This window comes from Acinetobacter sp. SW-226 (genome assembly GCF_055632855.1).
The window spans coordinates 1,350,736-1,363,204 of record NZ_CM145752.1 but is presented as its reverse complement, the minus strand read 5'-3'; the positions used below and the strand labels follow the sequence as shown (position 1 = coordinate 1,363,204).

Here is a 12,469-nt window from a genome sequence, read left to right as displayed (position 1 = left end):
GGTAGAAAAATAAAAGCGCATCAACTGCGCTTTTATTTTGAAGGGAACAATGAAATTATTGTGTCCACTGCCCTAAAGTGACGCGGTCATTCCCACCATAATCTTTTACCGTACGGACTTGCTTATAGCCCGCTTCTTTAAAGATTTTCTGTACAGCGTCAGCTTGATCATAACCATGTTCAAGCACCACCCAGCCATCGAGGGTTAAATGCTTTTTGCCTTGCTGGATAATGACTTTTAAATCAGCCAAACCATGATCCGCAGCAACCAAGGCACGTTCAGGTTCAGTTGCTAAGTCTTGCATGTGTGTATCATCAGCATCAATATATGGCGGGTTCGATACAATCACATCAAAAAACTTTCGATTCAGCGGTGCAAACCAACTACCACACACAAAAGTCACATCATTTAAGTCATGCTTTTCTGCATTTTGCTGGGCAACCGCTAAAGTCGGCTCATAAATATCGGTCGCCGTAATGTCCCACGTGTCCCGTTCACTGGCCAATGAAAGCGCAACCGCACCCGTCCCCGTGCCTAAGTCGACAATGCGCGCATCTTCAGGTAAGTCTAAACGTAGTACAGTTTCAACCAGTACCTCGGTATCTGGACGTGGCACTAAGGTATCAGGAGTGACAATCAGATCTAACGTCCAAAATGGCTGTGAACCTGTCACATAAGCCAAAGGCTCTCCTGCTTCGATTCGCGCAAGTGCTGCAACATAGGCTTGCTCTTGCTCATCGGTCAGCACTTGGTCTTTTTTCATAACCAAATCAAAAGAATCAATTTTGGTAATGTGTTCCAGCAACCATGCATTTTCTTGACGTTCGTAACTCTCAGCTTCACCACGTAAAGCCAAAGCCTGGGCAATATTCATTATCCACCATTCTGCTGTGCAAGCATCGCAAGCTGATCTGCTTGGTATTCGCGGTGTAAGCTATCTAATAGTTCAGTTAAATCGCCTTCCATAACCGCATCTAACTTGTATAAAGTTAAGTTAATACGGTGATCGGTCATACGACCTTGCGGATAGTTATAGGTACGGATACGCTCTGAACGATCACCCGAGCCGACCAAGTCACGGCGCATTTCAGACGTTGCTGCATCAGCTGCTGCACGTTTTGCATTTTCCAAACGTGAAGCAAGTAAAGCCATGGCTTTAGCTTTGTTTTTATGCTGTGAACGCTCCTCCTGACATTCCACCACCGTTCCTGTTGGAATATGGGTAATACGCACAGCCGAATCGGTTTTGTTGATGTGCTGACCACCCGCACCTGAGGCACGGTAGGTATCAATACGTAAGTCTGATGCATTAATCTCGACCGTTGTATCGACATCAATTTCAGGCAAAATCGCAACGGTACACGCCGAAGTATGCACGCGTCCTTGAGACTCCGTTGCAGGTACGCGTTGTACACGGTGCGCGCCACTTTCAAACTTCAAGCGGCCGTAAACGCCCTCACCATTCACCAAGCAAATGATTTCTTTATAACCACCGTGTTCGCCTTCATTTTCAGACAACACCTCAATACGCCAGCCTTGTGATTCAGCGTACTTAGTATACATGCGATATAAGTCACCCGAGAAAATAGCAGCTTCATCACCGCCTGTTCCCGCTCGAATTTCCAAATAGGCAGAATTGGCATCATTTGGATCTTTCGGAATCATTAAAATATTTAAATCAGCTTCTAGAGACTCAATAATGGCTTTATTTTCTTTAATCTCTTCCTGCGCCATTTCCTTAAAGTCAGGATCTGACAACATCGCTTCGGCCGTTTCAATGTCTGCTTCCGCTTGTTTGTACTTGGTCCAAACTTCTGTAATTTCAGTCAAATCACTATGTTCACGTGACAGTTGGCGGAAACGCTTGTTATCTGAAATCACTTCTACATCTGCAAGTAATGCTGTTAATTCTTCGTGACGGTCAGAAAGTTGATCTAATCGTAAACGTAACGATTCTTTCATTAGGAAAATATCTCAATATAAAGGCTGCAATACAGTTTCACAGCACCAAAAAATTTGCGCTTAGTTTAACGACTCTATCGCTCAAAGAACATCTTTATTCAATATGGACTGATTTTTACTCCATATAAGCTAAATCGAATTTGTATATTTTTGAAAATAGGTTCAGCCATTGACGTTAAAAATTAAAATAATGATCTACACCCACTCCAACTACTTTTAATAGCACTTCATTCGTCTATGACGCAGAGTGTGAATTACATCACTCCTAGGTTTATCCACATTTGCACGAGTCTGGATAAATTTCATTCGCATTATTCACATTTGTAATAAAACTGATACAAACAAGAAACCAACGGGTTTCAATTTGGTTTCAACTCTTCACAATTAACTAGAATCTTTTTGTTACATTAGCGCCATCGAAATAAATACGACAGTTCAACCAATGTTGGACATGGAGAAACACATGAAACTAAATACACTCTTAATGTCAGCAACATTAGCGACAGCATCCATGTTTACTGCAACTGCGTATGCAGATAATACAACCCGCGTTGCTGCTGCAAGTGCTTTAGGTAGTGTTGCAGGGACTGCAATTGGGAAAAACATGGGCGGTAACACTGGTGCAACCATTGGTGCAGCACTGGGTGGCGCAGGTGGTGCAGCTGTTGCAAGTGACAAACGTAATCGTACAGAATCTGCTATTGGCGGTGCCATCGGTGGTGGTGCGGGTTATACCGTAGGTAAAAGCATGGGTGGTACCAACGGTGGTTATGTCGGTTCGGCATTAGGTGCAGCAGGTGGTGCAGCACTAGGGAATAAAATCTCAAAAGACAAACAAACCAGCTCTTACCATGGAAAAAAATGGAAAAAGAAACATCGTAAACACCATTAATTTACAGCATTGTAAAGATGTCATAGAAAGCACCTTCGGGTCATTGCTGTCCCACAATTTTTCACAAGAGGAAGCTCATTTGAGCTTCCTCTTGTTTTATGGGTATTTTATCGGGTGAAAATAAAGCTTTTAAAGTTCTTCTTTCAAACAAATTCACTTGAATTATTCTGAGTAAACGTTGAACTGTCCAACCTGTTTTCCCTAAATGTTGAGCGAAACTCACCAATAAATAGGCGATCATCGCAATCCAGATTTGTGTCTGAATTGCGTTCCTGCTGCGGCCTAGAAACGCTTTTAATTTGAGATTCTGCTTAATCGCCTTAAAGAACAGCTCAACTTTCCAACGATCTTTATAAATCGCCGCAATGGTGGAGGCGGCTAAATGAAAGTTATTGCTGAGAAAGCTAAAGTGCTTGCCACTTTGCTGATCTCTATATTCAATTCTTCTTAACACTGGGGCTTTTCTTTTTAGGGCATGTGCGCTATTCAGCTGAATGGTTTCATCTTTTAGAATACCTTTGGATTCAAGCACTGGATGTTGCTGGATCACCTGATACACAGATTTAGGCCTAAAACGTGTGACAAATCCAATGTTTTGAGCAGTCAGATTTGCATACCATTGGTAATCGACATAGCCTTTATCAAAAACTACAATGCTGCCAGCAGGAAACTGGAATTTGCGACCTTGTACCATGTCATTTTCTTTGCCATTTTCAACTGCAACAAACTCAGGAATATCATTGCTGTGATTCAATCCTATGCTGAGTTTCATGCTGGCTTTTGAGTCATGAACTTTGGCCCATTCACATAAGGAAAGCGACAGGTCAATATGACTGGCATCCAAGGAATACAAGGGATTTTTAAAGCGAAATTTATGAGCTACTTTTGAGTGTTCATAGTATTTAAGCAACTTGTAAAATAGCTGTTGATACAAGGCAGCAGGCTGCTGCTCATTGATTCGTGCCAGCGTGCTTCGGGGAATAGATTTTGCTCCGAGATGACTTAGCTTTTCCTGTTGGCACTCCAAATTGGATTGAATATCTCTCAGACTTTGCCTACAAGAGAATTGAGACATCAATATGGCAATAAACTGATCCCAACGGGAAGTCGCTCTAAATTTCTGTCCAACATGGTGTACTTTAGCAAGTTGTTCAAAATCCTGTCGCACAACAGGTTTAATTAGCTCATAAAATACGGTATTCTGATGTGACAAAACCTGAATCCTGGTCGTTAAAGTGTTTGTTTACACTCATATTTTAACTGTTAGGACTCAGGTTTTTTTATTTAAAGCAAACTATGGGACAGCAGTGCCTTCGGGTGCTTTTTTATGGCACAGAGATCAAGACGTAATTCCACAGAGCTAAACTGGTAGAAAATACGAAGAGTCGTTACATAGCATTTACCAAAGCAACAATTTTGATAAAGTTTCTCTTCATTATTCTTCCTATATGTTTCGCTAAAGTGAAATCAAGACGAAATGAACATACTCTTAGGAGTCTAAAAATGAAAATCAAATCAATTTTAATGAGTACTGTAATTGCAACTTCTGCATTAACAATGACGACTACATACGCAGGCAATAGTACGAATACAGCACTGACTTCTGCGCTTGGTGGTGTAGTCGGTGCCGCAATTGGTAACCAAATGGGTGGACAAACTGGTGCTATGATTGGTTCTGCCATTGGCGGTGGTGCAGGTGCAGCCGCTTCAGCCAACAAACGTGACCGTAATGGCGCAATCATTGGTGCAGCACTTGGCGGTGCAGGTGGTTATACAGTAGGTAAAAACATGGGTGGCACCAATGGTGGTTATATTGGTGCGGGCTTAGGTTCAGCTGGTGGTGCCGTTCTCGGTAAAAAAGTCTCAGAAGACCGCCGTTACGATGATGAAGATGACCGTCGCTACAATGATCGTTATGACCGTCGTGATAACAACCGTGGTTACCGTTACAATAACTATAAATACAATGATCGCGACTACCGTGGTGACAATGGTCGGCACTTAGGCTGGTACAAAAACGGCAAACGTTAAGTCATCTATAAAAGTTTCCAAATAAAAAAGCACCTTCGGGTGTTTTTTTATTTAAGAAATAATCTCTGTCTCAAAAAGCTAAAGTACAACCGATCAGCAGCACAATTTGAATATGATCTTCTCATTCATTTTTAATGGTTGTATTAAATTTATCACTGTTGCAATTCAACATATTAGCGACTGATTTATCGTGCAGACAAAATACATCGAATAAAAACGATATACAAAACCCTGCTTATATCGTATTATTTCGATATACACCGCAAATTTGAGAAGCCGAATGCGCACATTGTCCGAAACTCAATTTTCTATTTTAGAATTAGCTCCTGTCCGCGAAGATCAAACTGTACAACTCACCCTACAGCATAGCTTAAAATTGGCCCAACAAGCTGAACGTTTAGGCTATAGCCGACTTTGGCTTGCAGAACATCATAATATGGATGGTATTGCCAGCTCTGCTACTGCGGTGCTACTCGGCTATTTACTCGCGAATACCTCAACTTTAAAAGTCGGCTCAGGTGGCATTATGCTCCCAAACCATGCGCCACTTGTGGTAGCAGAACAATTCGGTACACTTGCTACACTCTACCCGCATCGTGTTGAGTTAGGTTTAGGTCGCGCACCCGGTACAGACCAAGTCACCATGCGCGCACTTCGTCGTGGTCGTCAAGAAACTGAAGAACAATTCCCACAAGATGTCTTAGAAATTCTGCATTACTTTAAAGATGCTGAGCCGAATCAACGTATTGTTGCAACGCCGGGACAAGGGACTCATGTGCCCGTATGGTTACTCGGTTCAAGTTTATTTAGCGCACAACTCGCAGCAAAACTCGGTCTTCCCTACTCATTCGCATCACACTTTGCACCGCGCATGCTGAAACAAGCGATTCAGCTGTATCGTGAAAACTTTGAACCTTCTGAATACTTATCGAAACCTTATGTGTCGATGGGTGTCCCTACGGTCGTTGCTGAAACTGATGCTGAAGCGGAGTTCTTGGCAACAAGTGCCTATCAACGTGTTTTAGGTCTGATGCGCGGTCAAAGCTTAAAGTTAAAAGCACCTATTGAAAGCATGGACGGCCTTTGGTCAGCTGCGGAAAAAATGTCCGTAGACAGTTTCTATGCTATGGCACAAATTGGTTCAAATGGCACCGTAAAAGAAGGCTTGAAACAACTTCTTTTAGAATATGATGTCGATGAGTTTATTTTCACTTGTGACATCTATGATACAGAGAAACGTTTAGAAAACTTTGAACGTTTAATGCAGATCAAAAATAGCTAAGCGGACGTGAACCTATTTGCCCAATGACTGTTCTATCGACATTCATTGGGCAAAATGAATACGAACCCTTTGCATCTCTGTCCATCCTTAAAAGCATAATCAAAATATGTTATCTCCTTAGACTAAAGTTAACGTGACTGCTCAGACAGTTAATCATTTTGCCTTTTTAGAGTAAAAACACTAAAAATAAAAGATTAAGGAAAAACTAAAAAAACAATTAAGGATCGAGCATGGTTAATTTACATCCAACAGATAGCCTATCGGGTTTATTTCAAAACCATCCCGAATATTTTCAGCATTTCAGAGGTCAACTGATTGCATCATCAGACATTAAACAGCATGATTTTAACCAACAACGTGTTGCGATTATTGGCACCAATCAGCACACGGTAAGTGGACTTGAGTCAATCTGCCAGGTGGCACAATCTGTTCGTGTTTTTCAAAATGAACCTCACTTCATTTTACCCAAAACAGAACGCGGGGTTCAGCGCTTAATCCAGCATCCATTAGTCATTAAAAACCGCCGATTATTTAGTACCCGTATTAAATGCCTATTGGCTTTACGTTTTTTAGAAACCCAAGTTGCTGACCCGTGGCTCAGACACCAACTTAAGCCTAATACTGCTGCCAATAAACTCAAATTCTTTAAGTCCGATTTCTACTACCATGCTTTACAGCGTGAAAACTGTAAATTGGTGACTTGGCCAATTGTGAAAATTCGAGAACATGATATCCAGAGTCTTGATGGTGCAGAACATCCAGTTGATGTGATTATTACCACCTATACGCACTAGACATCACGTGGGTAAGCATTTTAGCTTGCCCTCTTTAATTCACTACACCTTGATATTGATAAGCTGACTTTCCACGTGTATAGCGCAAATACTGACCTGTTGGCTGACTATTTTGATTCAGTAATTTGATATCAACATACTTTAAATCTTTCGAAACCCGAATATACGAACCCTGACGCGCTTCATCATAATGACAGTCATAATCCACTTCTATCGAACTCAACTGCTTCTTATTTTTCGTTTGAAAAATTGGGGCTGGTGTCAAAGCTTGAGCATGCATTTTAAAGGCTTGAATTTGATATAGACCGTGGCAACTATCCCCTTTGTAATAGCTTTGCACCAAGTAAATCGGTTGCGTCCCCATTTTCACTTGATCAATATTTAAAATATAGCCCGTATTGATCGCTTGAAGCTTGCTAGACGGTCTCGATTTCATCTGTACATAGGATGAAAATTCACCCATAGTGCCACCACCGCCCACATCAAAGGTATAGAATTTAAGCAGTCGATCAGGTGAGCTATTAATCTTTAGTCTAAGATCTTCAGTTAATTTGGGGAAAGAATAAGCATAGCTTGCAGTATTTTTCTGGATTAAATCGACAATATCCTGTTCGATTTTTTGATTGACTTCATAAAAATCCAGTGCCGCATATTTTAAAATAATCACTTGTTCGGACTGCTGAATGGATATATTTTCTGCATAAAGTGTCATATTAAAAGAACTGAACAAAATAAGACTAAAAATGCATTTTGATATTATTTTCATATAATCTGATCTATATTTTTCTATTTATAGCGAAATTAATAAACAGTATAAAGCATCACCACGATGACCCTTTATACTGTCATCTCGATATCAACCAATGCGACGTTTTAGACCCGTCATTTGGAGTACACGAGTAGAAATTTCCTCAATTGACATTTCAGAGACATTTAAATATTTAATCCCCTCAGAAATATAGATCCCTTCAATGGCGCGTAGTTCCATTTGGCATTGACTAAAGCTTGCATAGCGACTATTCGCCTTACGTTCAGAGCGAATGGCAACCAAACGTTCAGCATCAATCATTAAACCAAACAGCTTATGCTTATGCGCTCGAAGTACTGCAGGTAAGCGGTTATCATCCAAGTCTTCTTCAGTCAGTGGGTAATTAGCAACACGAATTCCAAACTGTAATGACAAGTAAATCGAAGTCGGTGTTTTCCCCGAACGTGAAACCCCAATCAAAATCAAATCGGCCTTGTCATAGTGACGTGTACGTGCGCCATCATCGTTATCTAAGGCAAAATGCACCGCATCAATACGCGCTTTATAAGACTCAGAATCAGTCACAGCATGGGTCTGTCCGACTAAAGTTGTAGGTGGAGTGCCTAACTCTTCAGACAACTTACTTATAAGCCCCTCAAAAACATCAAGATTTACTGCATTTGCAGTATTAATAATATCCCGCACATACGGGTCAACCAATGTGTCAAACACCAATGGTTTTTGACCATCTTGTAATGCTCTTTGATTAATCTCAGCTACAACATTGGTCGCAGCTTCTTCTGAACTAATATAAGGAATAATATGAATGTCAAAGTCAACATTTGGAAACTGCGCCAATAGAGAGTGCCCAAGGGTTTCTGCGGTAATTGCAGTGCCATCTGAAATAAAAAAAACACTCCGCTTAAACTGTTTACTTTCTGACATTAAAATTCTCCTTAAACATTTGTCTTAGTGCTATATAATCTTTATAGTAAACCGATCTTACATGACTGTCGCTTAGTAAAATCAAAAAGCTAAGTAGATTTGTTATAATCTGATGCCAAGATAGTGATTAAATACTGCAAAAGTGGAGTAACAACTTTGGAAGCGCGCGTAATTGGTCTAGAAAAATTAGGGAAACACGACGTTGAACTCGTAGGTGGGAAAAACTCATCTCTAGGTGAAATGATCAGCCACCTATCAAATGCAGGTGTATCTGTACCAGGTGGCTTTGCTACTACAGCTCAGGCATATCGTGAATTTCTCGAGCAAAGCGGCCTAAACGCTAAAATCAATGCAGAGCTAAAAACACTCAATGTTGATGATGTAAATGCTTTGGCTGAAACAGGTGCTAAAATTCGCCAATGGATTGTTGACACTCCACTTACAACAGAACTAGAAAAAGAAGTTCGTAAAGCATTTGAAGAACTTTCAAACGGCAACCCTGACATCGCGGTTGCCGTTCGTTCTTCTGCAACAGCAGAAGATTTACCAGATGCGTCTTTCGCAGGCCAACAAGAAACTTTCTTAAACATTCGCGGTATCGACAACGTTTTGATCGCGATCAAGGAAGTGTTTGCATCACTATATAACGACCGTGCAATCTCTTATCGCGTACACCAAAACTTTGCGCATGATGTGGTGGCTTTATCTGCTGGCATTCAACGTATGGTTCGTTCTGAAACGGGTGCAGCAGGTGTAATGTTCACTCTTGATACTGAATCTGGTTTCCGTGATGTCGTCTTCATCACTGCATCTTATGGTTTGGGTGAAATGGTTGTTCAAGGTGCTGTCAACCCTGACGAATTCTACCTCTCTAAACCACTTTTAAATGCAGGCAAACACGCTGTATTACGTCGTAATTTGGGTTCTAAACACCAAAAAATGATTTATGGCGAAGAAGCATCTGCGGGTAAATCAGTTGTTGTGGTTGATGTTGAAAAGCAAGAGCGTCAACAATTTGCATTGAACGACCACGAACTTCAAGAACTTGCAAAACAAGCGCTCATCATTGAAAACCATTACGGTTCTCCAATGGACATCGAATGGGCAAAAGATGGTGATGATGGTCAAATTTATATCGTTCAAGCACGCCCTGAAACAGTGAAGAGCCGTGAAAACGTCGGCACAATGGAACGCTACCTTTTGAAACAAAAAGGTACAGTAATTTGTGAAGGTCGTTCAATTGGTCAACGTATCGGTTCTGGTAAAGTACGTATTGTTACGTCTATTAAAGAAATGGACAAAGTACAAGACGGTGACGTTCTTGTATCAGACATGACTGACCCAGACTGGGAACCAGTAATGAAACGTGCTGCTGCAATTGTCACTAACCGTGGTGGTCGTACTTGTCACGCTGCAATTATTGCGCGTGAACTGGGTGTTCCAGCAATCGTTGGCTGTGGTAATGCAACTGAAGTTCTAGTAGACGGTCAAGAAGTGACTGTTTCATGCGCTGAAGGTGATACAGGTTTCATCTATGAAGGTTCACTAGACTTCGAGATTCAAACCAATTCAATTGAATCTATGCCAGCACTTCCATTCAAAGTAATGATGAACGTTGGTAACCCTGACCGTGCATTTGACTTTGCACAAATTCCAAATGAAGGGATTGGTCTTGCGCGTCTTGAGTTCATCATTAACCGTATGATCGGTGTCCACCCTAAAGCATTGTTGAACATTGACAGCTTGCCACGTGAAACACGTGCTGCGGTAATGGCGCGCACTGCGGGTTATGCATCGCCAATCGAATTCTATGTTGAAAAACTAGTTGAAGGTATTTCTACCCTCGCTGCTGCATTTGCAGACAAGCCTGTGATTGTTCGTATGTCTGACTTTAAGTCAAATGAATATGCAAACTTGATCGGTGGTAAATTATACGAGCCTGAAGAAGAAAACCCAATGTTGGGCTTCCGTGGTGCAAGCCGTTATGTGTCTGACAACTTCCGTGACTGCTTCGAGTTAGAATGTCGCGCGTTGAAAAAAGCACGTGACGAAATGGGCTTAACCAACATTCAAATCATGATTCCTTTCGTCCGTACTGTACACGAAGCAAAACGTGTCATCGAATTATTGGCTTTAAATGGTTTGAAACGTGGTGAAAATGGTCTGAAAGTAATCATGATGTGTGAGTTACCAACGAACGCATTATTGGCTGAACAGTTCCTTGAACACTTCGATGGCTTCTCTATCGGTTCTAACGACTTAACCCAGTTAACACTCGGTCTAGATCGTGACTCTGGTATCGTATCTCACCTATTTGATGAACGTGATCCAGCTGTTAAAGCGCTTCTATCTATGGCAATTCATGCATGTCGCAAAGCAGGTAAATATGTGGGTATCTGTGGCCAAGGTCCTTCAGATCACCCAGATCTTGCGCAATGGCTCATGGAACAAGGCATCGAATCTGTATCACTAAATCCTGACTCAGTATTAGACACATGGTTCTTCCTTGCAGCAGAAAAAGTTCAAAAATCTTAATTTTTTGATGCGATAAAAAAAGACCCTTTCACGGGTCTTTTTTTATGCCGACTACTTTTAGGTGTCGTCATTAAAATAAGCCCCTTTATACAAAGCTTCAGCTAAATTCAGCATTCATATATCAACATCTTGATTTAGCAAAGATCGTATTGCGATAAAACTAGAAGAAGCGGCTCATTCCTTGCTACACTGTCATAAGTTTTGTGTATCTTTGGTTAATTTCATCTTGAATTTTCCCAGACTATCCACAAGTTTTAACATAAGATTTTTCTATTTGTTTTTAATTTGAAAACAAATACATCTATTATTTTGACATCCCAATTTATATTTTGAGATTAAGTTTATATGCAGATTTACTTGGCACGAAATAATCAACAAGCCGGTCCATATACCTTAGAGCAACTGAATCAGATGCTCGCAAGCCAACAAGTTTTATTAACGGATTTAGTTTGGCATCAAGGTATGCCTGAATGGAAAGCTTTAGGTGAACTCACCCAAGGAAAACTGGCCTATGAACCTGCAGGCTATCAAGCTCAGCCTCCTATTCCTGAACCAGTACAGCTGACAAACCAATTCGCACAGCAGAACCGTACGACTGCAAAAGCGGTTCAACCTGAACTTGCCTCTATTGGTACTCGCGTTTTGGCGAAAGTCATTGATTTATTATTATGGTTACCTGCAGCTGCCATTCCCTCGTTTTTCTTGCAAGCCGATCAGTTCGGTGAACTCACCGAAATTCAGCAGAAAATGCAAGCAGCTACAACGGCAACTCAAGCCAGTGAACTGCAAGCGCAACTATTTCAATTGATTCCCACTGAAGCTTGGACAAGCATGGGGATTTACTTGCTGATCATGCTTGGTATTCAAGCCTTTTTCTTGGCAAAAAACGGTCAAAGTATTGGCAAAAAAATCACCAAAATTAAAATTGTAGATATTGAAACCAACGAAAAAGTTAGTTTAATGCGTGTATTCACATTACGCAGTGTTGTCTTTATTGTGCTCAACATGCTATTTATGCCATTCATCACGATCGTCGATCACGTCTTTGGTTTAAGCGCAAAGCGTCAAACTTTGCACGATAAGCTGGCTAAAACCAAGGTTATTAAGCAATAATTTGGGCATATTCGGACTGAGGTTTAGCACACCTCTATTTTCCGCAGTATATTGATATTCAATATAAATCTCTAAGGAAAAACACCCAATTCCGAGTAAAAAAATCGGTTTTTATAACAGTCATTTAAAGCATCTTTACGTATAGCTTAGTTTGTCGATATGAGGCA

At 41.0% G+C, this 12,469-nt stretch carries 11 protein-coding genes; 6 read left to right on the top strand and 5 right to left on the bottom strand.

The features are described from left to right. Positions 1–55: 55 nt before the first annotated feature. Entirely contained in the window at positions 56–874 is an 819-nt protein-coding gene (gene prmC / locus ACZ8ZH_RS06485; RefSeq protein ID WP_086207720.1) for a peptide chain release factor N(5)-glutamine methyltransferase, read from the bottom strand. After that, positions 874–1,962: a peptide chain release factor 1 gene (gene prfA / locus ACZ8ZH_RS06480; RefSeq protein WP_086207721.1), complete on the bottom strand. Its 1,089-nt coding sequence runs from the start codon at positions 1,960–1,962 to the stop codon at positions 874–876. The genes prmC and prfA overlap by 1 nt, the downstream gene beginning before the upstream one ends. Before the next feature lie 463 nt (positions 1,963–2,425). Between prfA and ACZ8ZH_RS06475 the strand changes: the two genes are divergently transcribed. Further along, on the top strand, positions 2,426–2,854 hold the full coding sequence (locus ACZ8ZH_RS06475; protein ID WP_086207722.1) for a glycine zipper domain-containing protein: 429 nt from the start codon (positions 2,426–2,428) through the stop codon (positions 2,852–2,854). A gap of 61 nt (positions 2,855–2,915) precedes the next feature. On the opposite strand, the gene ACZ8ZH_RS06470 is transcribed toward ACZ8ZH_RS06475, so the two are convergent. Next, a complete protein-coding gene (locus tag ACZ8ZH_RS06470; protein WP_058971770.1) occupies positions 2,916–4,067 on the bottom strand; it encodes an IS4-like element ISAbe18 family transposase in 1,152 nt (383 codons plus the stop codon). A gap of 290 nt (positions 4,068–4,357) precedes the next feature. Between ACZ8ZH_RS06470 and ACZ8ZH_RS06465 the strand changes: the two genes are divergently transcribed. The 3 genes from ACZ8ZH_RS06465 to ACZ8ZH_RS06455 all read left to right on the top strand — a co-directional run bounded on the left by ACZ8ZH_RS06465 (position 4,358) and on the right by ACZ8ZH_RS06455 (position 6,961). Next, the gene (locus ACZ8ZH_RS06465; protein ID WP_086207723.1) at positions 4,358–4,885 is read left to right on the top strand and encodes a hypothetical protein; all 528 of its coding nucleotides are present in this window, start codon (positions 4,358–4,360) and stop codon (positions 4,883–4,885) included. Positions 4,886–5,165: 280 nt separating this feature from the next. Then, positions 5,166–6,167 (top strand): LLM class flavin-dependent oxidoreductase, encoded by a 1,002-nt coding sequence (locus tag ACZ8ZH_RS06460; protein ID WP_086207724.1) that lies wholly within the window; start codon positions 5,166–5,168, stop codon positions 6,165–6,167. 230 nt (positions 6,168–6,397) lie between these two features. Further along, entirely contained in the window at positions 6,398–6,961 is a 564-nt protein-coding gene (locus tag ACZ8ZH_RS06455; RefSeq protein WP_086207725.1) for an NAD(P)/FAD-dependent oxidoreductase, read from the top strand. A 34-nt stretch (positions 6,962–6,995) separates the two neighbouring features. On the opposite strand, the gene ACZ8ZH_RS06450 is transcribed toward ACZ8ZH_RS06455, so the two are convergent. Then, on the bottom strand, positions 6,996–7,673 hold the full coding sequence (locus tag ACZ8ZH_RS06450; RefSeq protein WP_228199370.1) for a hypothetical protein: 678 nt from the start codon (positions 7,671–7,673) through the stop codon (positions 6,996–6,998). A gap of 144 nt (positions 7,674–7,817) precedes the next feature. Beyond that, positions 7,818–8,654: a posphoenolpyruvate synthetase regulatory kinase/phosphorylase PpsR gene (gene ppsR, locus ACZ8ZH_RS06445; RefSeq protein WP_086207727.1), complete on the bottom strand. Its 837-nt coding sequence runs from the start codon at positions 8,652–8,654 to the stop codon at positions 7,818–7,820. A 156-nt stretch (positions 8,655–8,810) separates the two neighbouring features. Here ppsR and ppsA point away from each other — a divergent pair, with 156 nt between their 5' ends. Together ppsA and ACZ8ZH_RS06435 are read left to right on the top strand one after the other, a co-directional pair. Then, positions 8,811–11,189 (top strand): phosphoenolpyruvate synthase, encoded by a 2,379-nt coding sequence (gene ppsA, locus ACZ8ZH_RS06440; RefSeq protein WP_119062902.1) that lies wholly within the window; start codon positions 8,811–8,813, stop codon positions 11,187–11,189. 345 nt (positions 11,190–11,534) lie between these two features. Further along, entirely contained in the window at positions 11,535–12,302 is a 768-nt protein-coding gene (locus ACZ8ZH_RS06435) for an RDD family protein (protein WP_086207729.1), read from the top strand. Positions 12,303–12,469: the final 167 nt, after the last annotated feature.